This window comes from Marinomonas sp. PE14-40 (assembly GCF_051623805.1).
Lineage (GTDB): Bacteria > Pseudomonadota > Gammaproteobacteria > Pseudomonadales > Marinomonadaceae > Marinomonas.
Map to the genome: position 1 here is coordinate 791,550 of NZ_CP130700.1, position 24,866 is coordinate 816,415.

Annotated in this window: 21 protein-coding genes and 1 pseudogene; 11 read left to right on the top strand and 11 right to left on the bottom strand. The window is 38.0% G+C overall.

Translation table 11 applies throughout. From position 1 onward, the window contains the following. Positions 1 to 49: 49 nt before the first annotated feature. From Q0A08_RS03660 to Q0A08_RS03675, 4 genes are read right to left on the bottom strand one after another with little or no spacing between them, the layout of a single operon-like run. Entirely contained in the window at positions 50 to 1,120 is a 1,071-nt protein-coding gene (locus tag Q0A08_RS03660; protein ID WP_438464946.1) for a TRAP transporter substrate-binding protein, read from the bottom strand. A gap of 44 nt (positions 1,121 to 1,164) precedes the next feature. After that, positions 1,165 to 2,457: a TRAP transporter large permease gene (locus Q0A08_RS03665; RefSeq protein ID WP_438464948.1), complete on the bottom strand. Its 1,293-nt coding sequence runs from the start codon at positions 2,455 to 2,457 to the stop codon at positions 1,165 to 1,167. A 45-nt stretch (positions 2,458 to 2,502) separates the two neighbouring features. Continuing rightward, positions 2,503 to 3,039: a TRAP transporter small permease gene (locus Q0A08_RS03670; RefSeq protein WP_438464949.1), complete on the bottom strand. Its 537-nt coding sequence runs from the start codon at positions 3,037 to 3,039 to the stop codon at positions 2,503 to 2,505. Positions 3,040 to 3,073: 34 nt separating this feature from the next. Next, positions 3,074 to 3,976 carry an aldo/keto reductase gene (locus Q0A08_RS03675; protein ID WP_438464950.1) on the bottom strand — a complete coding sequence of 301 codons (903 nt, stop codon included), beginning with the start codon at positions 3,974 to 3,976 and terminating at the stop codon, positions 3,074 to 3,076. Positions 3,977 to 4,280: 304 nt separating this feature from the next. Between Q0A08_RS03675 and Q0A08_RS03680 the strand changes: the two genes are divergently transcribed. From Q0A08_RS03680 to Q0A08_RS03700, 5 genes and pseudogenes are all read left to right on the top strand, one after another. Continuing rightward, on the top strand, positions 4,281 to 5,000 hold the full coding sequence (locus Q0A08_RS03680; RefSeq protein ID WP_438464952.1) for a GntR family transcriptional regulator: 720 nt from the start codon (positions 4,281 to 4,283) through the stop codon (positions 4,998 to 5,000). Positions 5,001 to 5,025: 25 nt separating this feature from the next. Continuing rightward, positions 5,026 to 6,147 (top strand): Gfo/Idh/MocA family protein, encoded by a 1,122-nt coding sequence (locus Q0A08_RS03685; RefSeq protein ID WP_046017905.1) that lies wholly within the window; start codon positions 5,026 to 5,028, stop codon positions 6,145 to 6,147. A gap of 186 nt (positions 6,148 to 6,333) precedes the next feature. Next, positions 6,334 to 7,314 carry a TauD/TfdA family dioxygenase gene (locus Q0A08_RS03690; RefSeq protein WP_438464954.1) on the top strand — a complete coding sequence of 327 codons (981 nt, stop codon included), beginning with the start codon at positions 6,334 to 6,336 and terminating at the stop codon, positions 7,312 to 7,314. 386 nt (positions 7,315 to 7,700) lie between these two features. Next, the gene (locus Q0A08_RS03695) at positions 7,701 to 8,495 is read left to right on the top strand and encodes a hypothetical protein (protein ID WP_438464955.1); all 795 of its coding nucleotides are present in this window, start codon (positions 7,701 to 7,703) and stop codon (positions 8,493 to 8,495) included. A 1,421-nt stretch (positions 8,496 to 9,916) separates the two neighbouring features. Then, a pseudogene (locus Q0A08_RS03700) lies at positions 9,917 to 10,024 on the top strand (DapH/DapD/GlmU-related protein); the annotation flags it as partial. Positions 10,025 to 10,074: 50 nt separating this feature from the next. Here Q0A08_RS03700 and Q0A08_RS03705 read toward each other — a convergent pair. Beyond that, positions 10,075 to 12,411, bottom strand: coding sequence for an EAL domain-containing protein (locus tag Q0A08_RS03705; RefSeq protein ID WP_438464957.1), 2,337 nt, complete (start codon positions 12,409 to 12,411; stop codon positions 10,075 to 10,077). 8 nt (positions 12,412 to 12,419) lie between these two features. Next, entirely contained in the window at positions 12,420 to 13,094 is a 675-nt protein-coding gene (locus Q0A08_RS03710; RefSeq protein WP_438464958.1) for a methylamine utilization protein, read from the bottom strand. Positions 13,095 to 13,247: 153 nt separating this feature from the next. Here Q0A08_RS03710 and Q0A08_RS03715 point away from each other — a divergent pair, with 153 nt between their 5' ends. After that, positions 13,248 to 14,507 (top strand): hypothetical protein, encoded by a 1,260-nt coding sequence (locus Q0A08_RS03715; RefSeq protein ID WP_438464959.1) that lies wholly within the window; start codon positions 13,248 to 13,250, stop codon positions 14,505 to 14,507. Between the two features lie 37 nt (positions 14,508 to 14,544). Here Q0A08_RS03715 and Q0A08_RS03720 read toward each other — a convergent pair whose 3' ends face one another. After that, a complete protein-coding gene (locus tag Q0A08_RS03720; RefSeq protein WP_438464960.1) occupies positions 14,545 to 17,526 on the bottom strand; it encodes an HD domain-containing phosphohydrolase in 2,982 nt (993 codons plus the stop codon). A 216-nt stretch (positions 17,527 to 17,742) separates the two neighbouring features. Between Q0A08_RS03720 and Q0A08_RS03725 the strand changes: the two genes are divergently transcribed. Further along, positions 17,743 to 18,990 (top strand): tyrosine-type recombinase/integrase, encoded by a 1,248-nt coding sequence (locus Q0A08_RS03725; protein WP_438464961.1) that lies wholly within the window; start codon positions 17,743 to 17,745, stop codon positions 18,988 to 18,990. Between the two features lie 41 nt (positions 18,991 to 19,031). Here the strand turns inward: Q0A08_RS03725 and Q0A08_RS03730 are convergent, their stop codons facing one another. From Q0A08_RS03730 to moaC, 3 genes are read right to left on the bottom strand one after another with little or no spacing between them, the layout of a single operon-like run. After that, positions 19,032 to 19,505 carry a molybdenum cofactor biosynthesis protein MoaE gene (locus tag Q0A08_RS03730; protein WP_438464962.1) on the bottom strand — a complete coding sequence of 158 codons (474 nt, stop codon included), beginning with the start codon at positions 19,503 to 19,505 and terminating at the stop codon, positions 19,032 to 19,034. Position 19,506: 1 nt separating this feature from the next. Next, complete coding sequence (locus tag Q0A08_RS03735) at positions 19,507 to 19,764, bottom strand: MoaD/ThiS family protein (protein WP_438464963.1); 258 nt, start codon at positions 19,762 to 19,764, stop codon at positions 19,507 to 19,509. Next, the gene (moaC, locus tag Q0A08_RS03740; RefSeq protein ID WP_438464964.1) at positions 19,757 to 20,239 is read right to left on the bottom strand and encodes a cyclic pyranopterin monophosphate synthase MoaC; all 483 of its coding nucleotides are present in this window, start codon (positions 20,237 to 20,239) and stop codon (positions 19,757 to 19,759) included. Before moaC ends, Q0A08_RS03735 begins: the two co-directional genes overlap by 8 nt. 143 nt (positions 20,240 to 20,382) lie before the next feature. Between moaC and Q0A08_RS03745 the strand changes: the two genes are divergently transcribed. Together Q0A08_RS03745 and trmJ are read left to right on the top strand one after the other, a co-directional pair. Further along, entirely contained in the window at positions 20,383 to 21,675 is a 1,293-nt protein-coding gene (locus Q0A08_RS03745; protein ID WP_438464965.1) for a J domain-containing protein, read from the top strand. Positions 21,676 to 21,717: 42 nt separating this feature from the next. Then, entirely contained in the window at positions 21,718 to 22,464 is a 747-nt protein-coding gene (trmJ, locus tag Q0A08_RS03750) for a tRNA (cytosine(32)/uridine(32)-2'-O)-methyltransferase TrmJ (RefSeq protein ID WP_438464967.1), read from the top strand. 56 nt (positions 22,465 to 22,520) lie between these two features. Here trmJ and Q0A08_RS03755 read toward each other — a convergent pair whose 3' ends face one another. Beyond that, positions 22,521 to 23,666 (bottom strand): M14 family metallopeptidase, encoded by a 1,146-nt coding sequence (locus Q0A08_RS03755; RefSeq protein WP_438464968.1) that lies wholly within the window; start codon positions 23,664 to 23,666, stop codon positions 22,521 to 22,523. A gap of 39 nt (positions 23,667 to 23,705) precedes the next feature. Here Q0A08_RS03755 and Q0A08_RS03760 point away from each other — a divergent pair, with 39 nt between their 5' ends. Further along, positions 23,706 to 24,242, top strand: a complete 537-nt coding sequence (locus Q0A08_RS03760; RefSeq protein ID WP_438464969.1) for a hypothetical protein — start codon at positions 23,706 to 23,708, stop codon at positions 24,240 to 24,242. Positions 24,243 to 24,352: 110 nt separating this feature from the next. Further along, positions 24,353 to 24,844 carry a putative 4-hydroxy-4-methyl-2-oxoglutarate aldolase gene (locus tag Q0A08_RS03765; protein WP_438464971.1) on the top strand — a complete coding sequence of 164 codons (492 nt, stop codon included), beginning with the start codon at positions 24,353 to 24,355 and terminating at the stop codon, positions 24,842 to 24,844. The last annotated feature ends 22 nt before the right edge of the window (positions 24,845 to 24,866 follow it).

Below are 24,866 nucleotides of genomic sequence, written 5' to 3' on the forward strand. Positions count from 1 at the left end.
CCAAAAAAAGAGGCCCGTAGGCCTCTTAAATGGAGTAAGAGCAATACTATTAATTCAAGTCATTTGCATAAGCGTTATCGACTTGTTTTTCTGCATCAGCTGCAGATTTAGCAAGTAGGTTAAACCACTTCTCGCCATCTTTTATATTACCCTTGAACCAGTCATAAACAGGCTCAGCTGATTTTTTGAACTCAGCTTTTTCAGCGGGTGTTGGTACATAAAGCTCGCCACCGGCTTTAGCAAAATCTTGATAAGCTTGGATTGATTTACGTTTTGGTGAGGCAAACGTTGCCTGCTGAAGCGCACTGAAACCGTCAACAACCACTTTACGTAGATCTTCAGGCATATCCATGAAAGATTCATTACTCATATACCATAGTGCAGACATATAAGCGTGACCGTCTAGAGTAACGTGCTTAAGACCTGCTTCTGTGAACTTCATCCCCATAATGTCTGTGATGCCATTCTTAGAACCTTCAACAACACCTGTTTGGAATGAGGTGAAAAGTTCTGGCCATGGAATTGGAGTAGGGCTAGCACCTAATGATCTTACTAACTCTTGAGGTAGATCTGATACCACTGTACGAATTTTCAAGCCTTCCAAATCATCTGGTGATTTGACCGTACGCTTGGTATTCGCAAAATTACGCCAGCCACCAGTATTACCGATTGTCATCAGACGGACAGTATCACCTGAATCTTCAAGGATCTGCTTACGCAATTCACGGGTAAAGTCACCTTCAAAAACTGTTTCAGCAATTCTGTCGTCCCTTAATAGATAAGGTAAATCAAGTACCTGAACGTAAGGGTACATGGCTGATGCACCACCAGAGGTAGAAATGTAAATATCAACAGAACCATATTCAACCGCTTCAAGACATTCGACACCATTACCGCAAAGCTGAGTGCCTATATATAGGTCTACATTAATGCGGCCATTTGAATGTGATTCTACAAAGTCTTTGAAAACAACTAGACCATCATAATCTTCATCATTTTCGTTCGAGTTTGCGACAGCACGAAGGTTAAAATCAGCAGCTTGTGCTTGAGCGCCTAATAGCACACTGGTAGCAAGTACTGCTGTACCTATCATTCTGCTTATTTTTGTTTTTAGAAACATGAATTCGTCCTCGTTTTTTATTATTTAATGATTTAGCTAATTACTTATCCGGACACCAGCCCCAATAATCTTGGAACCGTCATGGATAAAGATGGGAAAAAGGTAATAAGAAATATCACGACAACCTCAACCGCTAGGAAGGGAAGAATTGCCTTTGAAATTGATTCGATTCGCTCACCAGACACACTCGAGGCCACAAATAAAACAAGCCCCATGGGTGGTGTTGCAAGACCCACTGTTAAGTTAACTGACATGATGATGGCGAAATGAACAGGATCTATACCAAGATTAATAAAAATAGGGCCTAAAATAGGGCCAAGAATAATGATGGCAGGGCCTGCATCTAGAAACATACCGACAACGAACAAGAGTATGTTTATCAAGAAAAGCAGCATAAGTGGATTATCGCTGATCGCTAATACCCATTCAGCTAGAATCTCAGCACTGTGAGAAAGGCTAACGACGGTTTTAAAGGCGATAGCAGAACCGACAAGAAGTAGTACAACCGCTGAAGCTTGAGCACCTTTGATAAAGATATCAGGTAGGTCAGAAAGCTTAACGGTTTTCATTACCCAAACACTGATAATTAATGCGTAAAAGGTGGCAACCGCAGACGCTTCCGTTGGCGTAAAAATACCGCCAATGATGCCGCCAAGGATAATGACAGGAGCAAATAATGGTAGTATTGCACCTTTAGTGGCTTTACCTCTTTCTTTCCATGTGGATTTCGGACCGGCTATTGGGAAGTCATACTTCTTAGCCATTAAAGCTACCATTAGCATTAATGACACACCCACTAAAATACCAGGCACAATACCGGCCGCAAACAAGGCTGCGACAGACACTTCCATTGTATAAGCATAGATAATCATGATGCCTGATGGCGGTATAATAGGGCCAATTACAGATGAGGCCGCCGTAATTGCCGCTGCAAACTTACGTTTGTAACCATTCTTCTCCATAGCTGGAATCATCATGGAACCAATGGCGGATGTGTCTGCTACTGCCGAGCCTGAAAGACCTGCAAAAAGCATACTTGAAAGAATATTGACATGTGCAAGACCACCACGAACATGACCTATAAAAGATTGCGAGAATTGAACAAGGTTGAGCGTAATGCCACCACGATTCATTATCTCGCCAGCTAGCATAAAAAATGGAATAGCCATTAAAGGAAATGAATCAATACCATTGTATATATTGCGAAACAGTAAGGAGACGTCTCTTTCCATACCTGTTGCATACAGCATGATACCGGGAGCCGTTAGCATGGCAAAAAACACAGGCATGCCAATCAATAAAAAAACTAAAAACAGGGGTAAAAATAGCGCTAACATTAATTTTCTCTCGTTTTTATTATTTTTAGAAAGTAAGGGTATTAATTACTTTTCTTTAAAATTCAAAGCGTATTCATCTGCCTTACCTAATAGGCAGCCAATTTCACGTAACACAAGTTCGATGTTTGATAAAAGCATGGTGAAAAAGCACACAGGCATTGCTAGATATATCCATGCACGAGAAATATGAATAGAGGCTGCTCTAGACCTAAAACCCCGTTCAAAAAAGTCGATTCCTAAGGTGAAAAGTTTGAAAAGAACTAACCCTGCCAATAGATAGAGAGCAAGCTTTAACAAGCTTGCTGCTTTATCTGGGAGAGCAAGAATCAACATATCTATAGCAACAAAACTTCCTTTTCTATAGGCCTCACCAGCGACGACAGCCATCATCCAAATCATGAGGGCTCTAGCAGCTTCTTCTGGCCAAGGAAGTGCGTTATTAAGAACATAGCGAAAGAATACTTGTAGCAGTATTACGCTTATCATTAGGGTAACCAGTACCCATGCGATATTGCGTCCAACCTTATGTAACATAAGGTTGAAACTACTGAGATATTTTACCAAAGACATTAACACGATCATTTTGCCTCCCATTAAAGAATGTGAATTCTTAGTTTTATGGCACTTCTTGGCCTTCAGCCGCAGTCCATAACTCGAACCAAGTTTCACGATCGATATCTAGGTTTAAAGCATCTGATAAATACTTAATACGCTCAGGATTGTTAGTGCCAACAACAGGTAAAATATTAGCTGGATGAGCTAACAACCATGCTAAGGCAACATGATCAATGCTGGTATTTTGAGCATCACAGATACGCTTAAAGATAGGCGCTAAACGCTGGGTTGCAGCAGAATCTTGAAATAACTGTCCGCCAGCAAGCGGTGACCATGCCATTGGCGTGATGTTATCTGTTTGCATCGCAGCAAGAGTGCCATCTACAAAGCTTCCACGGTTAAGCAAACTCATTTCAACTTGGTTGGTTAAAAGTGGATGCTTCATATGTTTTTGAATCAGTTTCCAATCCCATGGACCAAAGTTAGAAACACCAACACCACGTACTTTACCGCTATCAACTAATGCATCTAAAGCGGATGCTGTTTCAGCTGCATCCATAAATGGATCAGGGCGATGAATCAATAAAAGATCCAAATAATCTGTTGATAGGTTGCTAAGGCTCTGTTCTAAACTTGTGGTTATATATTGTGCGCTGGTGTCGTAAAACTTAACTCTGCGGTCAGGAAATTTATCCGATAAAAGAGCAATATCACACTTAGAAATAAGCTGTATATCTTTACGAAGAGAGTTATCGTTTTTTATAGCATTGCCGAAAATAGCTTCACAACGGTAGTCGCCATAGATGTCAGCATGATCAAAACTAGTGATACCTTGAGATAAACACAGGTCAATTTTTTCTCTAACATGTGCGCTTGATGTATCTTCAGCATCATCTAGTCGCCATGCGCCATACACTAAACGGCTTAATTCAATATCGGATTGACCCATTTGTATTTTTTTCATTTTTTAACTCACCCTATAACGACTAGATAAATGCAGTAGTTATTCTTCTCTCTAGAAAAATGAGCATCAATTCAGTTCAAAAATCTAAATTGACACAACTTGTATATTTACACTATCAGTGTATTCTAATGATGTAAATCAATAGTGAATGAATTTTGTTTAATTTTCGCTTTTTAAGTACTTCCTAATATATACGGCTTAGATATTACGGTTTATCCATTGTTAGAATTGCATTAAGTGCATGCTTTCTAATGTCGTTTGAGTCTGTAAAATAGGCTGATAAATAAGTATATGGAGTGAGTGTGTGAAAGATAAAAAAACAAAAAAGAAATTGCCGCTATACATTCAAATCGGAGAGTTATTACACCGTGAAATTGCAGCAGGTCATTGGCAGGCTGGAGAGAGGCTTCCAGTTGAAGCTGAATTAGCTGTCAAGCTTGGCGTTGCTGTAGGCACGCTAAGAAAAGCACTTGCTAAATTAGAAACTGATGGTTTATTAGAAAGACGCCAAGGTTCGGGGACTTATGTTAAAAGAGCTCCAGGTGGAAGGGCAATTTATCAGTTTTTTCATTTAGAGCTTTTAGCCGGTGGCGGTGCACCTAGTGCCGATACTTTAAGTGTTGGAAAAGATCAAAACACGGATGTAAACCAACAGTTAAGGTTAGAACAAATTGATGCAAGTACCTGGTGCATTAAGCGTCTGCGATATTTAAATACTGACTTAGTGGCAGCCGAACAAATCTGGTTTAGCCATAAACACGCAGAGAAACTAACGTTAGAAGATTTACACGAATCTTTATATTTACATTATCGAGAAAACTTTTCTTTCTGGATAAGTCGAGTTGAAGACGAAATTGATTGTGCACCTATTCCTGATTGGGTTGCAGCAGGGCTTCAATTAGATAAAGACCAAATACTGCCAAGGGTGCAAAGAAGAGGCTGGTCAAACGAGGATAAAATTGAGGAATACTCTTTAACCTGGTTTGACCCAAGTAAGTGTCGATACTTTGCTCGTTGGCGTTAATACAACAAAAAATGAGGTAAAGAAAATGAGCAATAGCGTACGTTATGGCATGCTTGGTTGCGGCATGATGGGTCAAGAACATCTTAACAATATAGCCCTTATTGAAGGTGCTAAAGTGGTGGCAATTGTAGAGCCAGACCTTGATATGCGAATTAAATGTACGCAAATAGTACCTGATGTTGCTTTTTACGATTCACTAGAACTTATGCTTCAAGGTGAACCAGAATTAGGTGCCATAGTTGTTGCGACACCTAATTTTCAGCATGCAGAACAACTTCTTTACCTTTTTGAACACACTAAACTTCCAATCTTGATTGAAAAACCAGTCATCACTCAATTAGATCAAGTAAAAGCAATACAAGAGGCTGCTCATAAACATCCTTCACCTGTTTGGGTTGCTATGGAATATCGCTATATGCCGCCTGTTGCTCAGTTAAGAAAGCAACTTAATGAAATTGGCGATATGAAAATGCTAAGTATCAGAGAGCATAGGTTCCCTTTTCTTGAAAAGGTACAAGATTGGAATCGATTTAATCATAAAACCGGGGGTACCTTGGTTGAGAAATGCTGTCATTTTTTCGATTTGATGCGTTTGTTGGCAGAGTCCGAAGTTAAGCGTGTTTATGCCTCAACAGGACAAGATGTAAATCATTTAGACGAAAGTTATGATGGTGAGCAACCAGATATCATTGATAATGCATTTGTTGTCGTTGATTTTGAAAATGGAAAACGTGCTAGTTTAGATCTGAATATGTTTGCTGAAGGGTCACGATATCAGGAAGAAATTTGCGCAGTTGGCGAAAAGGCTAAAATTGAATGCTTTGTGCCAGGCCCAGGTCGTTTCTGGCCTGTTGAAACGCTCGGTGAAGCACCAATCCCTAAAGTCGTTTTAAGTCCAAGGGATCCAAAAGGACCAACTGAGTCTGATATTCCAGTAGATGACACTTTACTTGCAGCAGGCGACCATAACGGCTCTACTTTTTATCAACATTTAGGTTTTTTTGAGGCTATTACTCAAGAAAAAAGTGTTGAAGTTAGTATCGAAGATGGGCTTAAAGCCGTTGTTGTTGGTCTAGCGGCTCAACACTCAGCAATGACAGGCCAAGCTGTAAATATCACAGAAAATGGCTATTCCTTCATAAAATAATCTCTAAAAAAATTCTAAATTAAATCAATAGTTTGAATGTATATTGTATAAATTTAACAACAATTCATTCACTATTGATTTACTTTTATAAATATAAAGATTAGAGTTTTAAGTATTGATACATGATTGATTCGCATAGTTTCAGATAACTAAGCTAACAATAATAATTTAGATTTAGGAGATAAAATGAGTGTAGTCATAGGTAAACTAGCAGAACAAAAACAAGTAAATGGTTTAGATTTTCCTTTAATGGTTACACCTAGTGAGACGCAAAAGAATGCGACTAAAGCTGAATTTTTAAACTGGATTAGTGAAAATAAAGCAGAATTACATGAATACCTGATCAAGCATGGTGCAGTGTTGCTACGTGGCTTTCCACTTGATAGTGCCGCTGAATTTGAAAAGATGTTAGATCAAACTGACTATAAAAATATGCCTTATGTTGGCGGCGCAGCACCACGTGAACAAGTTACAGCATCACGTATTGTCACAGCGAATGAATCACCTGCAACTGAAAAAATTCCTTTCCACCATGAAATGGCGCAGGTACCGACACCACCTGGTTATATTTTCTTTTATTGTGAAACAGCATCACCTAAAGGTGGAGCAACGTCGATTCTTCACTCAGGTGAAATTTGCAAATCCTTATTCGAGTTAAATGCTGATTTCGCATCGAAAATTGAAAAGGATGGTGTTCGTTATGTCAGAGTGATGCCTGAAGTGACAGACAATACCTCCGCTATTGGTCGCTCTTGGAAAGATACATTCCAAGTCACTACCAAAGATGATGCAGAAGAAAAAATGAAAGAAGCTGGCATGAGTTGGGAGTGGCTAGATAATGGCGACCTTCGTACTCAAACTAATACCTTATCTGCAATTCGATTTGATGAAGAAACTCAGCAAAAAGTCTTTTTCAATTCGGTTGTTGCTGTTTATACAGGTTGGAATGATAGTCGTAACACAGGTAAAACCGCGGTAGAAACAGGCAAGGGAGAGCTTATGGATGAAGCTACCATCGATGCTTTAGTTGAACAAATGGATGGTAAGTGCGTAAACTTTAAATGGCAAAATGGTGATGTACTTTGGGTTAATAACCACACAGTATTACATGCTAGGCAGCCATTTGAAGGCGATCGCCGCATTTTAGCGTCTATTTCTTTTAAATAGATTAAAGAAAGTCCACTCAATAAAATGCCTTCTTTGTAAATTCTAAAATTCACCCTGACTCATAATTAATAAATGAAGAGCAGGGTGATCGTTAACAAAATCCATCTTTCACTACAATTTATATGTATTTGAATTGATTAATAAAATCATTATATTTCTTCTTACCAGTAAGCTTGAGATCTGGTTAAATTGTTTTGGTAAGAGCTAGCTATGAAAAGAGTTAGACCTATTTAAATTGATATAAGTTACTGTATTATATGAAATCTGGAAAATTTGATTAACTAGAAAGACTCTAATTTATTACTAAACTAAAACCTTGCAGCAAAACTTAAATGTAAAGGAAGGATCCATACATGTAACGCTTTAATATAGGAATAATTACCATAATGAATTCGCACAAGATATATTTTTGGCTCTTTATTATTTTTATGTTCCCTGCTACCAGTCAATCATCCGAACCCATAGAATTGACCTTGTCATATCAAATCAATCCATCTCCGCCATACCAAATGGGTACAGGAGTGGAAGTAATCGAACCACCCGGTATTGCTTTGGATATTATTAACGCTGCTGCTCAGGAGCTTAACCTCAAAATCGTGTATAAACGATATCCTAATGTACGAGTAATGCACCTACTTAAACATGGCCAGATTGATGGTGCTTTCATGTTTTCCTATAAACCCGATAGAGCCAAAATAGTTCGCTATCCACTGACACAAGAAGGCAAGCTTGATAGCTCAAAAAGGCTTGCAACCCTTAGTTATTGGCTCTATTCACTAATAGAAGCAAAATTAGACTGGGATGGCACGAATGTAACAGGGGCAAAGGGCTTTATTGTTGCTGAACATGGCGATTCCATCATTGGCGATCTTGAAAAGATAGGACAAAAAGTTCAGCAGCCAGATTCCGCGTATAAGGCGTTACTGATGCTTACCAAGCGTCCTCAAGTCGTAGGTGCAGCCTTACAAGATGTAAAAGTGGCCCCATTACTTGATAGTGCAGAATTTTCAGGAATAAAGCGATCATCAGTGCCGCTTAAAACAAAGGATTATTTTTTAGTACTCAGTAATAGGTTTGTTGCTAGATACCCTGATTTAGCGACAGCTTTGTGGGAGAAAATTGAGGAGCGCAGAGATGATGTTACTAAAGAAAGTATGTATCGTTATTCTTCATTTCAATAACTTAAAAGCACAACATCTTTGCAGATAAATAAAACAACATAAGAGAAAACATATTTTAAATACATCAATTCACACTAGCTTATTAGCAATAAAAATAATGAGCAGGGTGATCATGTAGAAAATCCTCTATCATTTTTTCTAACATATTATGAGGGCAATCATGCCCAATATAACTTCTATGTAATTTTAATAATCAAGTCGCTTAAATTAACTAAAGTGCAGGCAGTGATAATTTGAGCCTCCAATGAGGTCTAGGTGATAACAAGATATGTTAAGCGTGAATTCATCAAATGATCTATAGAAAGTATCTTTTAACAAATTCCCAGAATTCATTAACGAGACCTCGAAACAACTGTTTTAACTATAAGACAAAATGCCTTGCCTTAACTTGTATCTAGTTCATAAGAGTCTTTATTCAGAAATATAAAAGCAGACAGTCCTTATTCACACAATAGCTGTTAGACGTTTGATATCAGTGAACAAAATTAAATTTATTTAGTTCGTTTGTGTCTAGTATCAAACTCAGAGCTCATAGTTATTTAGAGCTCATAGTTATTTCCCGCAATAAAATATTCCCAGCATCAAACAAGAAATGAAATCAGATCACAAAGAGTTAGATAGAAAGCGCTTTATTAATTACTCAAAGCCATACAGCTTAAGGGTTTGAATGAAAGTCAGCTAAGAACTTATTAGTTGGATTAAGGACATATGAATATCATATTTATTTCCGATAAATGTTATTATCGGAAATAGTAGATATTCGTAAATACATCCCTTTGTAGGCATATTTCTTAACTTCCACCTGTGTTCTGGATTATGAATTTTTAATTCATTGATCTGTAATGCCATAAAGTAAATTCAAAAATAATTAGTGAATATTAATTATTTTATTTATCTTAAATCTTTAAGTTTCCTCTCTAAGTCTCTAAGTCTCTAAGTCTCTAAGTTTGAATTTAAATCATCTAGATTGTAATCACTGGTTTTATCTCAAACACGTTAATATATAATCCTTTCGATTTGATTTTACTTCGATGAGCTACTTTATGACTGAACTAGAAAAAATGCGCCTTGGCCATGCCTTCAACACTTTAGATCTTGAATTACGATTATTACGAGAATCTGCTCGTCTAGCGTGTTCTAAATTTAATGCGCATCCTAGTAAAGGCAATATGAAGCATATAACGCGCCTTTTTGCTTCATTCGATTCAGTGATTCTAGAGCCAGGCTTTCAGTGTGACTACGGCGTTAATATAAGCATGGGCCAAAATGTCTACATCAACTTTCAATGCGTTTTTCTAGACGCTGCATCAATAATTATCGGAAATAACGTTTTAATAGGCCCTGGAACTCACCTATATACGGTCGATCATCCTAAAGATGTTGAGTTTAGACGTACTGGTACTTGTTCAGCGAAACCTATCGTTATTGGTGATGATGTCTGGATTGGAGGCGGTGTGAAGATATTACCAGGAATGAGAATTGGCAATGGCGCCATTATCGGCGCCAATGCGGTTGTTACTAAAGATGTACCCGAAGGGGCTGTTTACTACTAATTTGTTATAAATTGGACACAAACGCCCTATTTTTCCATGGTATTTTCATGCCACCATTCATCGGATGAGTAGCTGAAACTTGATTGCCAGTTTAGAAATTCATCCGGCTTGAGCGGTTTAGAAAAGTAATAACCTTGTATTGTTTCACAGCCATAATCTTCTAAAATAGATAGCCCTTCAACATTCTCCATACCTTCGGCTGTCACTGAGAATCCAAAGCTATGTGAAAGTTGAATGGTTGTATTAACTATTAAGGCATTAGATTCATTCGTATCCACATCATGTACGAATGACCTGTCAATTTTTACTTCATCAACCGGTAAGTCTCTTAAGTAAGCTAAAGAAGATTGTCCTGTTCCAAAGTCATCAATAGACAGTTTGAAGCCCATTCTTTTCAGTGCGTTTAGTACATGGATGACTGTCTTGGTATCCTTCATCACAGAGCTTTCAGTTACCTCGAAGGCTAATTGAGAAGGTGAAACATGATACTTTTCCATCATGCCTTTAATGAAATTTGGCAAGCTTAAATCTAATAGATCTAGAGCAGATAAATTAATAGCCACTTGAACCTGCATGTCTTCTATTTGCCAATTTGACTGCTGTTTACAGACTTCTTCAATAACCCATTTGGTGACTAATTGAATATTGCCAGACCTTTCTAATAAAGGAATAAAGTCTGCCGGTGAAATAAATCCAAGGGTTGGGTGTATCCAACGAATAAGCGCCTCAGCCGCATAGCACTTTCTTTTTTGAATGTTTACTTTTGGTTGATAAACAATAAATAGCTGATTAGTTTCAAGCGAATTTGGCAAGTCACGGATAATAGATAACGTTCTTCTGTGGCTTTCATCTTGACCTTGTTCATAGATAGCTATTCCGTTTTCACTTTGCTTGGCTTCGTCTGCAGCTATATCAACACGCCTCATTACACCATTAACACTAAGGTCATCTTGATCTGCAAAAAACAAAGCCCCCATACAGAGCTGCAAACAAATTTTAGACCCTGAAACATCGAATTCTGCTTGAAGTTCTTGATGCATTTTAGTCAATGTCATTTCATCAAGTTGACTATTGAATACGACTAAAAATTCATCTCCAGCTAGTCTAGCAACAACATCACTGTTTTTGATCAGGCTATCAATTCTCTTACCAAATTGACAAAGTAATATGTCACCTGTTTCAAACCCCATCATGTTATTAATATCTTTAAAGTGACGAATATTAATAAGGAGCACACCGCCTAAACTTGTGTTTAAGTTTTCCGAAAGAAAAATTTCAACCGCATTTCGGTTTTTAAGGCCAGTTAAACTATCGTGTGACGCTTGAAATGAGAGCTCTTCTTCCCTTTTTGCTATTCGAACTTGCATGCCTGATAGGGTTTTTGAAAGGACTCCAAACTCGCCTGCTTGATGCTCTATTTCGACATGCTCTCCTCGACCTATTTTTTTAGCCTTTGAAACAAGTATTTGAATAGGTTTTAACAGGCGGCGAGCACTAAACCAACTTAAAAGAATTGATAGGCAAAGAATAATAGAGAAAATAATGATTAAACGGTTGGTAACTTCATTAATATTTTGTATCCATGAATTATAGGGTAAATGTAAGAAAGCCCAATGATTATCAAGATCTAACTTAACTCGAGAGGTTAAAAAGTTTTCATCATCTGAGAATAAAGTGGTGTTATCGTCTACATCTTCACCTTTGAATTTATGTAAAATTGAATCAATGGCAGTCACGTTTAATGTACTTGTGTGGCTGTCATGTTTTTCGACAGTATCCAGACCCTTTATTGTGGCAAAACTTACTTCTAACCCTGTAATTCCTTTGATTTCATTTGCTAACTCATTGCCCATTTGAAAAGCCATACCTACCCAAGCAACAATGTTTGGCGCTCTTACTGGTACCAGCACCAATTGGTAAGGCTTATGATCAACTTCAATAATGCCGTTTATAGTGCGGCTACGGCGATTACGTTTTACTAGTTGAGTAAAGTCACTGCTGTAAGCCATGTCGAAGGTAGAGTTAATTGTTTGACCATCGCTCGAAAGCAATATGCCAAAATCTGCACTGACTCTTTGAGCATTATTTTCAAGTGAAGATCGTATTGTCGCTTCGTCTCTAGTGGCAACAGCTGTTTTAAAACCGAAGTCCGAAGCCAATAAACTGACACCAACACCGAGATGTTTATTTCTGTTGTCTAAAGTTAATTGGAAAACATTTTTAGCGACATCAATACGTTTAATCGCTTGATTAATACTGTCACGCTTGATGGTATCAAGAATGGCTGTTCCTGAAATTAATTGTATCATTGCAAGAAAAAACACAAGCATGGCAATTAATTGTGAGCGGAAACTTTTAAACATATTATCCCTTAATAGCTATCGTTTATGCCTTCATTTGTTGGGTATTCTTCTTCATAAACATCCATACTTTGCTGAATGGTTAAGTCTTTACCAGCAACAGTTATTGTTATGCTTGCTTCTTCACTATCCTGCCAAGGATGCCAAAAAGAGACTTCATATTCCCCTTCAGGTACATCTTTAAATCGAATAACACCTTCTAAGTTACTATTCTGAGCAAAAGGGCTCTCAGCGACATAAACATAAGACTCCATGAAGTCATGAATATTACAGCCTAATGCAACAATCCCTGCTTTATCGAATACAATGGGCGTTTCAGGTTTGCCAATATAAAGCTGTAATTGGAATGTTTTTGCAGGAGAAAATGAGTAAACATGGTGACGTGTTTTATCCATGTTAGGGAAATCAATTGGTGTGCCAGTTGGGACAACACTAACAAAAGGGATAAAGGTTCTGTCTTTTTGGCTGATTGAAACCAAGTCTAAATCTTTGCCATTGTTTGCAGCTAAATTATCATAAACTACATTTTTTTCTATTGGGATAATCTCAACCACAGCATCCCGTAACAATGAACCTTGCTTGGTTGTCATAACCAGAGTTAGGTCTGCTGAGTAGACATTCAGAGAAGTCGCTACTAAAAGGCCTGTTAACAATAATTTTTGTCCCTTCTGTGCTAGATTGAACATGAATCTAATATTCCTTAGGCATTGAAGGCGTTATTATAACGCTGTAAATTAATAGAAAGTTTTGTCAGTTATATCACTAGTATACAGATTGTTTGTGTGTATTTTAATGCACTGATTATAATGATAAAAAAATCCCTAAATAAAGAAGTTGATTTGAACAATTATCCTAAAAGTACCAAGCTGATTAGCGTAAAAAAGTGCCTCGCATACTCATTAACCTTTATGAGTATAGAACAAGTTTACGCAGCGCAATTGACCCCATATACCAATCTTGAAATTAAGGGCGGTGTCACCCTAGGCGCTTCAGAAACTCAAGCAAACTCTTGGTATGATAGAGACTCAGGCCAACTTGATAGCCTCTCAGGCTTATCATTAGCAGACAGTGTTTTTAGTCTTGATATAGCTACAGACTCCAACTTTAGTTATAAAGTTCATGGCCAAGCATCAGAAAATACAGAATCTAGCTTAGGTGTTACTGAGTTTTGGGCAAATTATCGCCCAATAACTAGTTCAAAATATCGACATAACTTTCGATTTGGTAGTTTTTATCCATCAATGTCGTTAGAGAATAATGATACGGCTTGGACTAGTACTTATAGTAATAACTTTTCAGCCATAAACTCTTGGTTTGCTGAAGAGTTAAAAGTTTCAGGTTTAGAGTGGTCAATAACACGTCCTGGTCGTGCATTTCGATCTAAATATTCACTTAAAGGTGTTGGTGGGTTATTTATTGGAAATGATGCTATTGGAAGTATTATCAGCTGGCGCGGTTTTTCCTTACATTCAGCTCAGACTAATATTGGTGACAGAGTATATTTTGCTAACTACCCTAGCCTTCAATCTGGTGCTCTTGTAAGACAGCCAAACTGGGTAAATCCATATTTAGAACTAGACAATCGTATTGGGCATTATTTAGGCGGGCATATTAAACACAGGAGTGGTGCAGAAGTAAGGCTTTATCATTATGACAATAATGGCGATCCGTTAGTCGTTAAGCATCAACAATATGCCTGGGATACTCGGTTTGATACGATTTCCCTCTTTTACCCTATCGCCAAAGATACTCAGTTCCTAGCACAATGGTTACTAGGTAATACTATCATGGGAGATAATGCTGTTAATGTTGATTATCGAGCTTGGTTTAGCATGGTTAGTCATGACATTGAAAATTATAAAGTCAGCCTGCGCTATGATAACTACGATACGGTAGATAAAGACCAGCTTGCTGGCGATAATAATAATGGTCATGGCGAAGCGATTACCTTGTCATTAGCTAATCAAGTTAATTCGGAACTTAACCTTAGGTTCGAAGTTACTGGATTAAACTCCTTTCAAGCCAACCGTGCAGACTTAAACCAAGAAACCTATACAAAAGACGCCGTATACCAAGTTACGGCTATGTATCGTTGGTAATGGGAGCCTTTATAAGGCTCTCATATTTAGTCATTAATTAACTGGTGAAACGGCTTGTGGTATTGAAATAATGTATTTTTCCGTTTTCACTTAAGAATTTTTCAGGCTGGATACTGTCAATTTGTTTTTCATCTAAATGCTTAACGGCATACTCTTTATAAACACCGTTCTCAACAAATAAATCGAACAGTTCGCTATCTATATGTTTCTGGTCTCGCATTCTCGACATAATTTCAAGAGATTGGGACAAGGTATTTGGTTTCTTATAAGGTCTATCATCTGACGTAAGTGCTTCGAAAATATCTGCTATGGCCATCATTTTCGCTAGAGGAGACATTTGTTCAGATGTAAGCCCTTTGGGATAACCTGATCCATCCATTTTTTCATGGTGACCACAGGCAATTTCTGGAACATTTTTCAAATGCTTAGGGAAATTCAATTTATCCATCATCAAGCTTGATTGAATAATATGCTCATTGATTTTGTATCTTTCTTCTTCATTCAAGGTCCCTCGTTTAACCATAAGAGAATACAATTCACCTCGATTATAAAGTAGTTCAGGCTGTTTCATTTTAAAGCCCAAACTGTGATAGTTATCTTTTATATTAACTTCGTCTCGAATGATTTTGTGCTCTTCTTTATCTGCTAATAAAAATTCCTGTACAGGTAAATTTGGCGTTGTGCCAGAGCGCAATTTTCTGGCTAATTCTAAATGAGATAACCCGACTCTATCATTTAAAGTACGTGTCCATTTACGTTTAGCTATATTATTTAGTTGGTTTGTTGTCCAGTCATCCATGACTAAGTCACCCTGATTGCAGGCAGCAACAAGTAAAAACTCTTCATCAAGTATCTTTAACTCTTTTTTAAGCTCTGTAGCCAACCTAACTGGATCTTCACCGTTAAGCTCTCTTTTACTAAAAGCCAGCTCTGTTTCCTTTTTGATTAATTCAAAACGCATTCTAACTTCGTGTATCCTGTCATAAATTGTCTCTAGCTTTGTTGCCTTATCAATCACATATTCAGGTGTTGTTATCTTGCCGCAATCATGTAGCCATGCAGCCACGTGGATGGCTTGTTTACAATTTTTAGTGAGTTCAAACTCAGCATAAGGGCCCGTTTCTGTCGTGTGAGCAGCTTGAGCCAAAAGTTTCATAATTTCAGGGACACGCTTGCAATGTTCGGCTGTATAGCTGCTTTTACCATCTATCGCACTGGCAAGAAGCATGATGAAAGATTCAAATAATTCATCCTGTGATTGAATAAGTTGTCTTGTTTCAATAGACAAGGCAGCATTGCTTGAAATCGCCTGTATAAAGGCTTTATGGTGAGTATTTAGCTCAGTATCCATCAATAAGGTTAAGCAACCAATCAAGCTATTTTGACGATTAAAAAGCGGCACTAAAATCAAGTTTTGTATTTTATCTTCAACTTGAGAAATCACACTTTCTAAACCTGAGTGATGCGTAAAAGCAATATAATCTTTATCTTTGAAATCCAGTTTGATCAAGTTTTGTTCAATAATGCCATCTTGTATCATGTCTGGCAGTTCACTAATTCTTAATGGAACTAAGATATGCTGCTTAAATTGCTTGTTATTTATCATGGTTACTTGAGGTAGAAGCAAATTACTTTCGTCTTCATCAATAAGATAAAGCACACCCGCTTTTGCTTCACAGATATTGATTGTTTTATCAAGCAACACACTCTGTAACTTACTAAAATCCTCTTCTTCAGCTAGAAGTTTATTCATTTCAATAAACTCAGTGATGGTTGCGTTCATCTGGTTCATTGCGCTACCAAGCATATTCACTTCTTTTACGTTGGATCTAAAATCAAATTTACGCTTAAAATTGAAGTCACGTATCTGATTCGTTTGCTTAACCAGATAGTAAATTGATTTAGTCATTCTTGATGCGAGTTTATTAGTCAGAAGCAAAAATACAATTAATAAAGTAGCTAACCATACAGCACTTTTTATTAGCATTATTGTGGCTTCACTTAACAATTCAGATGTAGGAATGGCAATGACAAGCGTGTATTGAATGTTATTAGGGAGCTCAATACTTCTAACCATAGATAGCCAGTTTTGATTTTCACTGTGTATTTCAACTAGGTTATTTTTTTGTTGGTTCAATTGGCTATTCATCAAAACATCTTTTAGAGCCTTGTCTTCAAGTAAAGGTAAGCGTATTGGTGTATTCGGTGTTAACTTAGTTAGGTGACCATTAATCGTATTGTCGACAGAAGCAATAACCCCAGAACCCCGTGTTAATAATGCCACCTTGGTATTCTCAGTTGTTTTGAAGTCAGTTAAAAACTCAGTAAGTTTCGTTAGACTTATATCTGTCGCAATGACCGCACGAGATGAAGGTGACCTTTGCGCTATGGTCGTTCCAATCTCTTTGGTAGTAAAGAAAACATAAGGATCAGCTGTGATGGCTTGATGTTTCGCCATTGCCATTTGATACCAATGACGTGTCCTTGGGTCAAATTGACCATAGGTAATATCTGGCTGAACAGAAATAAGTGCTAATGATTCATCATAATATCGGTATTCACCTGTATTGGTATCAAGGTTTTTTTCGGAGACCTGAATGACGTAACGTGTATCTTCTGGCGCACTAAAAAAAGAAGATCGTTTGTTTTTACTCGGTAATCGTCTGACTAAATAAAAATCACCGTCATTGAATGCGATATACGCAGAAGCAATGTTTTTTGTTTTAGAAAAGCTGCTTAATAAGAAGTTAAAATGGGGCTTTCTCTCAGCGGCATTGCTGGTATTGGTTATTTCATGACTGGCGATTACTGACACGAGTGACTCTGCGTTTTCGAACAAAGCAGACGTTTTAAGCGCAGTCTCCTCTACCGTAAAGCCAAAAGCTTTACTGGTAAGATCTGTGATTATATCTTTGGTTTGATAATAGAAAATAGATGAGAAGGTAGCGCCTACCAATATGATTAATAGGGTAAATGCGAGTGAGATGTAAAAGCGATAGCTATATCCTAGTAACGGCATGAGGACTTCCTTTCCAAACCTGTTTTAATACTGGCTTCGTACCAGTTATTCCTTAATAGAAACTAGTATAGATAGGAAAATACAGAAGCGAAGTAGTTAATTATATTTGTTTGTTTCAATTAGTTTTTATTCTGTAACTGAAATGCCTAAATGGGTTATTAATGAATTAGTTAATAAGCTAATATAGGTTTATCTTCACCTTAGTATAATGTATCTATGTCATCTACTGCGTTAATCGATAATCTTGAGCACTTACCAAATCCATTTACACAATTTGAAACCATAACGGCACAACTTTCGCATAATTGGCCTCAGTTGAATAAAGCTGATTATCGTCGCGATCTGCAATTAGCACTTTGTTTTATCTATAGTTATAACGGCTCTCAAGCAACGTTTAACTCCTACCGTCGAGAAGTTGAAAGGTTGCTACTTTGGTCTTGGTTAATCAAACAAAGTCCCACTACCCATTTACGTCGTGATGAAATAGAAGAGTTTATCCATTTTTGTATCTCACCTCCTCATGACTGGATAGGTGTTAAAAATGTGGCTCGCTTTAAGAATAAACAAGGCGGTAGAGAAGCAAATAAAGAGTGGCGCCCTTTTGTTGCACATGTCAGTAAACTTAAATTTCGTAGCGGTGAAGCGCCTGAACTGAAATCCCATAATCTGTCTCAAGCCGCCATAAGGGCAACCTTCTCTATCTTATCTTCGTTTTATGGTTTTCTTATCCAAGAAGATGCAGTACAACAAAATCCAGTTGCTCTAATTAGACAAAAAAGTAAGTTTGTTAAAAAAGAAGTAACGAGGCGTCAAGTTCGTCGCATTTCAAACCTTCAGTGGGATTATGTGATTGAAACTGCAGAAATCCTAGCTGAAGAAGATGCTAATATGCATGAAAGAACGCTATTCATCATGAATGCATTATTAGGTATGTACTTGCGTATTTCTGAGCTTGTTTCCGATGAAAGGTCTGCCCCTATTATGGGTGACTTTATCAAAGATAGTGACGGAAACTGGTGGCTTAAAGTACTGTCTAAAGGTAATAAAGAAAGGTTGGTAGCTGTATCGGATGAAATGTTATCAGCTTTAATGCGTTACCGTAAGTTTAGACAACTACCATTATTACCGACTATCGCCGAACAGACCTCCCTCATTCCCAAAAACCGTGGCCAAGGTGCTATGACAAGTACTCGCCAGATAAGAAACATTGTCCAATTCTGTTTTGATGCGGCTTATCAAAGAATGGTTGAAGATGGTATGAAGTCTGATGCAGAAGATCTTCGTGTTGCCACTGTCCACTGGCTACGTCATACAGGTATATCTGAAGATGTTAAAACTCGTCCTAAAGAACATGTGAGAGAGGATGCTGGCCATGCAAGTATGGCAACAACTGATAGGTATATTGATACCGAATATCGAGAAAGGCATGCTAGCGGCAAGAAAAAAGCCCTTAGACCTAAATAGTCATAAGGGCTTATAAAGCATTAAAATGGAAGCCTACTGGCTTAGCGGGACCATCTTTCTAAGCTTTTTTCATCACTTTCTTTGGCACATACCCACTGGCTATTACCAGAGTGTGTTTCTTTTTTCCAGAAAGCTGCTCGGCTTTTCAAATAATCCATCACAAAGTCACAGGCAAGAAAAGCTTCTGCTCTATGTGAGCTACTAACACCCACAAATACAATTTGATCCTGTACTTTGAGTTCACCGACCCTGTGGACAACATGGATGTCGTGTAAATCCCAACGAGCGTGAGCTTCATCCACTATTTGTTGTAGGTTATGTTCTGTCATTCCTGGATAATGCTCTAATTCAAACAGCGTTTCATCTTTACTTGTGCTTAAAGCATCATCTTTAGAAATATTGCCAAAGTCGCGCACTCGACCAACAAACATTGTCACAGCCCCGGTTTGATTGTTGTCGCATAAATTCTGATATAATTTTGCTACATCAAAATCTGCTTGCTGGACTTTGATCATATTAGCCTCCTGTTACCGGCGGAAAGAAAGCCACTTCTTTCACATTCTCAGGGTCAACTTTACTGCTATCACGAGCAAAATTGTAATCAATTGACGCTTGAATACCTTCTTCAAATAATGGGTCAGGATTATCTAACAAGCATGCAACGGCCTGCTTTATCTCTTCGATACTGGTAACTTTATCTAGTTCAATACTTACTTTATCTTTTCCTAGAGACTCTCTTAACGAGGCAAAGAATACGACATCCAGTTTATGCATTTGATTTGCTCCAATCGCCGCTTTTACCACCTGATTTTTCTAATAAAGCGACTTCTTTAATGATAATTCCTTTATCTACAGCCTTGCACATATCATACAAGGTTAACGCTGTGACAGAAGCACCTGTTAAGGCTTCCATTTCTACGCCAGTTTTACCGCTTAATTTACAGGTACAAAGCACTTTAAGTTGGGTTTCTGAAATCACATCAATTTCTACGCTAACTTTCGTTAGCATTAAAGGATGGCACAGAGGGATTAAATCTGCTGTTTTTTTACAAGCTTGTATACCTGCTATACGAGCAGTGGCAATCACATCACCTTTTGGTAAACCACCTTCTACCACTTTAGTTAAAGTACTTGGCAACATTTCTATGATGGCTTGCGCTGTCGCGCTACGATGAGAAATATTTTTATCTGAAACATCGACCATATGGGCATGGCCAGATTGATCTAGGTGAGTCAGCCTATCAGTCATTAAGCTTTCCTTTGTACATTATAGTAAATCAGGCATAATATCGTTTGTTATCAAATAGAAAACAAATTCAATAATTTAGAAAAGCGTAGAATGCCACTGCAAGGCTCCTGTGAACAGCTTTTTGGAAAAATTTTAATTTCAAAATGAGTTTATTAGACGATTATCACTTATTAGAACTGGATTCTAATGCAACCGAGCAGGATGCTAAGGCATCCTATCGACGATTAGCACGCCTTTATCACCCTGATAAGAATCCAACTACCGATACAACAGAACACTTTCAACGTCTACAGGATGCTTATCAAAGTGTCCTGTCATCGATGCGGCAAGGTGCAATTGTTCAAGATTGGCATAAATATGACTTTATGTCAGACAAGACAAATCAGCCTCAGTTTGAAAGTGACGACATTCAGAAAGCTTATATTAAAGAAAGCCAGCGTGCTTATGATGATATGAGACGGAAAACGGCTTCAAATGAGAGAGCAAAAGAAGCAGCTCTTAGAAATGCTCGCAGTAAAATCAATGAGAAAAACGCTAAAAAAGTATATGAACAAGCCGCTAAATCAAATTTAAATGCTTTTTCAAATTCGTCTTTAGATAATGATGCTGACACTGCGCATGATCATACAGAAACTATTATAGACCCTAATATTTATCGTACCTTTGAACAATCCTTTCAACAAAGTGACGAAAAAGCTAAAAAGTCTATTGAAGAGCCATCCACAGTCTTCAAAAAAGTATTTTTATCAGTTTCATACCTTGTGGTATTTGCCATGGGTGTATACAGCACGCTTTATTGGCAAGAAAGCCAGAGCCAACAAGCTCAAGCTTTATCTTCTAAAAAGCAGATTCCATTTATTGCAGGTCTTTACCCTCAATTCCGACTTGGCACTAATTATACTTTTGGCCTTAGTGGATTATTTGCGACACCAGACAATCAAGCTAATGAAATTGCAAGTATTGCCCCATTAGAAAATGTTCAAGTTACTAATAACTCCAAGCCTGGTTGGTTAGCCATTCGCTATCAAGGTCAAGCTGGTTGGGTTAAAGAATCAGATCTTGGTTTTGGAACTATTGAAGCAGCAAATCAAACGCTTTGCCTTGGTAACCCCGGACTCTCTCCTGCACATGGCAAACTAATAACCGACGTTGAGCCGACAGGTAATAGTCGTCTGCGTCTTCTAAATAGGCTTAATAGCCATAGTATGCTGACATTTGAATCTTATGATGGTTTGGCTCCATTTACCCTTTATTTAAGAGCGGGTCAGTCATTTGCGGCTAACTATGTACCAAGAGGCCGTTATCGCTTGGTATTACATACAGGATCCTTGTATCATGGGGCTTGTAAGCAATTTTTATTTAATCAGACCAGTACCATAGTGATGGATCAGGTCGATTTTGCCAGCACAGAGCTTTCCCTCACTTTGGCCTTATAATAACGCCCTTAATCAGAAACAGTTGAAGATAGAAAACACCATATGCTAAGTAATATTCGAATCGTTTTAATTAATACTTTCCACCCTGGTAATGTTGGCGCTATTGCCAGAGCCATGAAAAACATGGGCTTATCAAACTTGTATCTGGTTGACCCAAACGATTACCCGTCTGAAGAAGCAACTAGCCGTGCTGCAGGTGCTGTGGATCTCTTAGAAAACGCGACTATCGTACCAACTTTTGAAGAAGCAATTTCAGATTGTAGCCTTGTAATAGGAACAAGCGCCCGTCATAGAACCTTCCAATTACCGATAATGAATGCCAGAGAATGTGCTGAATCAGCGGTTATTGAAGCGACCAATCAACCTATTGCGATTGTTTTTGGTCGAGAGAAAACAGGATTGTTAAACGATGAGATAGCGCAATGTCATCGTCAGGTTTATATCGATGCCAATGATGAATACCCTGTATTAAATATCTCTCAAGCAGTGCAGATTGTTGCCTATGAAATTTGGATGGCTAGTCAAAATAAATCTGCTAAAACAGATGTTGAGATTGCAGAATACCCTCGTAAAGGCGACATGGATTTATTCCATACTCATCTTGAGGAAACGCTATATGACATTAACTTTGTGATTAAAAACCATCCAGGGAAAGTACTTGAGAAACTGCAGCGTTTCTTTAATCGCTCTAGACCTGAAAAGAGCGAATTAGGCATATTACGTGGTGTGCTTGCTGCTGTACAAAGAGAAACAGAAAAAGCGCGTTTATCAGATCAAGATGATAAGTAGCGTTACAGAACAAAAAAATGGCCTAACATTTGTTAGGCCATTTTTATATGTAAGCACTATTTCATTTCTGGACTATTTATAACTTGGTAAATTGGGTAAAGCACATCAGCACCTAGAATTTTAGAGCGCTCAGGTGACCAACCAACTTCTGGGTCTGGTAATAATTCATTATCTTTAAATGGCATTTCTAACGTTAAGGATAAACATTTATAGGTTTCCCCTACCCATTTAGCAGCGACTTTTAAAGTATCTTCCCCGAAATGATTATTTTCATAACCTTGTTTTGTCTGGAAGTCAGGGCTAACTGCTAACAAGGTTCCACAAAAGAGTGATTCCATATTTGCCATGCGTTGATCAAAAGAAGGAATCTGGCTACAGCCATCGATGAAATTAACAGGTAGCTCTTCATCACCATGAATGTCTAAGAAAAGATCCACTCCTACTTCGGCCATTTTGGCTTGAACAGCCAGTACTTCTGGACTTAATTCTTCAGAAGGTTGCATCCACTCACGGTTCAAATTAACCCCTTTAGAATTAACTCTTAGATTGCCAAGTACACCACCATCTGGATTCATATTAGGTACGACATAAAAACGACACTGGTTTAACAATGCCCTTGAAATGGGATGTGACTCATCAAATAGACGTTCCAATAAACCTTCAATAAACCATTGGGCCATGGTTTCACCTGGGTGCTGACGACCTATTATCCAAATGTTCTTGGCGCTGGCTTGATTACGACCAATTTCTAATAAACTGATATCACGACCTTCCGCAGTAGTGCCAAGGTCATGATTAATGCAATCATCATTTGAGCTAGACCAAGCTAGCATATCTAAATGTCTTTCATATGAATAAGGGGCAAAATAGGCATAATACACACTGTCTTTCTCTGGTGTATGTTGAATAATCAATTGGCCGTCTTGATATTCTGTTGGTACCCTGAACCAGTATTCTCTATCGTATGAGGCAACAGCTTGATAATCGTACCAGCCGTCTGCATAGGCTGCTTCATGCGCATTTTCAAACCTAATGGTACAATGTTCCCCCATTACCCCTTGTAAACGAAAATAAAACCACTGCAAGAAATTAGAGTTTGTATCTTTTGGTATATTTACTCTAATATTGTCCGGCTCGTTGGCTTCAATCAGACTAATGTTTCCGCCATCGAAGGCACTGCTGACTTTTATTCGGCTGCTCATCCTAACCACTCTCTAAATTTTGGTATGTAATTCATTGATATGACAAGTTTACCTATATTCCTTACCTGTGTCGCTAATTCTGCTGACGAAGCTAGCTTTCCTTTACTATTTACTTGGTCAACACCAGATCTACAGATTAAAGAAGTTCTCATTATTCCTGATGATGATTGGTTACATAACGCCAATATTGAATCTAACTTATGTGACATAGATGAAAACCAATTATATGAATTTGGGTATGAAGCCAGCGATATTCTCGCTGAATGGACTGCTGAGTTTGATACTGACTTTGTGCTTGCTTTAGATACAGATCTTGTTGGCTCAATGGTTGAAGCAACATTTGATGCTAAAGGCATGGATCCAAGCTTTGAAGTAGTTTCGGCCCAGCGATGGTTTAGCGATAGAGACGTTGATTTGCATTATGAACTGAGCCTATTAGACCTTTCTCAAGCAGTAGAACTGTTACCACCTGATGAACAAATTTCGATTTTACTCAGGATTGCGCATAGTAAATCCTTAATTGATTTACCTGAACCTGAACAAGATGACCTATCAGAACATGATACAGACATTTAAATGATAAATGTTGAGCATTAGTCATGGTGACTGGCGGTGAGCTAAAAGACTGTTATTGTTAGTTAAATTACAGTTTTTTAGCTTTCACTTATCATGTTTAAGGAATACTCATGCTCGATTTATTACCTGATTTAACAGATCAATATCCGGATCACCTCTTAATCGCAGACCCTGTATTTAATAGTTATGGAAAAAAAACGATTTTCTATGGTGAAGTCGTCACAGTTAAATGCTTTGAAGATAACTCACGAGTTAAAGAGCTTGTTGCTACAGATGGTACAGGTAAAGTCATGGTTGTGGATGGCGGTGCCAGTAAGCGTGTCGCTTTGCTTGGCGATATGTTGGCAGAGCTAGCTTCAAATAATGGATGGGAAGGTGTGATTATTAATGGCGCTGTGCGTGATGTGGCGACGCAAGCTAAAATAGATCTAGGTGTTAAGGCCTTAGCCGCTACGCCTCTTAGATCAACCCGTAAAGGGGTTGGCGAAGTCGGTGTTAATGTGGCTTTTGCAGGGCTTAGATTTGAGGATGGGGATTACATATATTCAGACCTAAATGGTATTGCCCTAGCAAAACAACCATTAGCGTTAGACTTTCTATAGCTTAAAGAGTTTAAAACTAAAA

Bases quoted from the DNA above. Each gene is read 5' to 3' on its own strand.
- Q0A08_RS03660 (WP_438464946.1), bottom strand. From the start codon at position 1,120: ATGTTTCTAAAAACAAAAATAAGCAGAATGATAGGTACAGCAGTACTT.
- Q0A08_RS03665 (WP_438464948.1), bottom strand. From the start codon at position 2,457: ATGTTAGCGCTATTTTTACCCCTGTTTTTAGTTTTTTTATTGATTGGC.
- Q0A08_RS03670 (WP_438464949.1), bottom strand. From the start codon at position 3,039: ATGATCGTGTTAATGTCTTTGGTAAAATATCTCAGTAGTTTCAACCTT.
- Q0A08_RS03675 (WP_438464950.1), bottom strand. From the start codon at position 3,976: ATGAAAAAAATACAAATGGGTCAATCCGATATTGAATTAAGCCGTTTA.
- Q0A08_RS03685 (WP_046017905.1), top strand. From the start codon at position 5,026: ATGAGCAATAGCGTACGTTATGGCATGCTTGGTTGCGGCATGATGGGT.
- Q0A08_RS03690 (WP_438464954.1), top strand. From the start codon at position 6,334: ATGAGTGTAGTCATAGGTAAACTAGCAGAACAAAAACAAGTAAATGGT.
- Q0A08_RS03695 (WP_438464955.1), top strand. From the start codon at position 7,701: ATGAATTCGCACAAGATATATTTTTGGCTCTTTATTATTTTTATGTTC.
- Q0A08_RS03705 (WP_438464957.1), bottom strand. From the start codon at position 12,411: ATGTTTAAAAGTTTCCGCTCACAATTAATTGCCATGCTTGTGTTTTTT.
- Q0A08_RS03710 (WP_438464958.1), bottom strand. From the start codon at position 13,094: ATGTTCAATCTAGCACAGAAGGGACAAAAATTATTGTTAACAGGCCTT.
- Q0A08_RS03720 (WP_438464960.1), bottom strand. From the start codon at position 17,526: ATGCCGTTACTAGGATATAGCTATCGCTTTTACATCTCACTCGCATTT.
- Q0A08_RS03725 (WP_438464961.1), top strand. From the start codon at position 17,743: ATGTCATCTACTGCGTTAATCGATAATCTTGAGCACTTACCAAATCCA.
- Q0A08_RS03730 (WP_438464962.1), bottom strand. From the start codon at position 19,505: ATGATCAAAGTCCAGCAAGCAGATTTTGATGTAGCAAAATTATATCAG.
- Q0A08_RS03735 (WP_438464963.1), bottom strand. From the start codon at position 19,764: ATGCATAAACTGGATGTCGTATTCTTTGCCTCGTTAAGAGAGTCTCTA.
- moaC (WP_438464964.1), bottom strand. From the start codon at position 20,239: ATGACTGATAGGCTGACTCACCTAGATCAATCTGGCCATGCCCATATG.
- Q0A08_RS03745 (WP_438464965.1), top strand. From the start codon at position 20,383: ATGAGTTTATTAGACGATTATCACTTATTAGAACTGGATTCTAATGCA.
- trmJ (WP_438464967.1), top strand. From the start codon at position 21,718: ATGCTAAGTAATATTCGAATCGTTTTAATTAATACTTTCCACCCTGGT.
- Q0A08_RS03755 (WP_438464968.1), bottom strand. From the start codon at position 23,666: ATGAGCAGCCGAATAAAAGTCAGCAGTGCCTTCGATGGCGGAAACATT.
- Q0A08_RS03760 (WP_438464969.1), top strand. From the start codon at position 23,706: ATGACAAGTTTACCTATATTCCTTACCTGTGTCGCTAATTCTGCTGAC.
- Q0A08_RS03765 (WP_438464971.1), top strand. From the start codon at position 24,353: ATGCTCGATTTATTACCTGATTTAACAGATCAATATCCGGATCACCTC.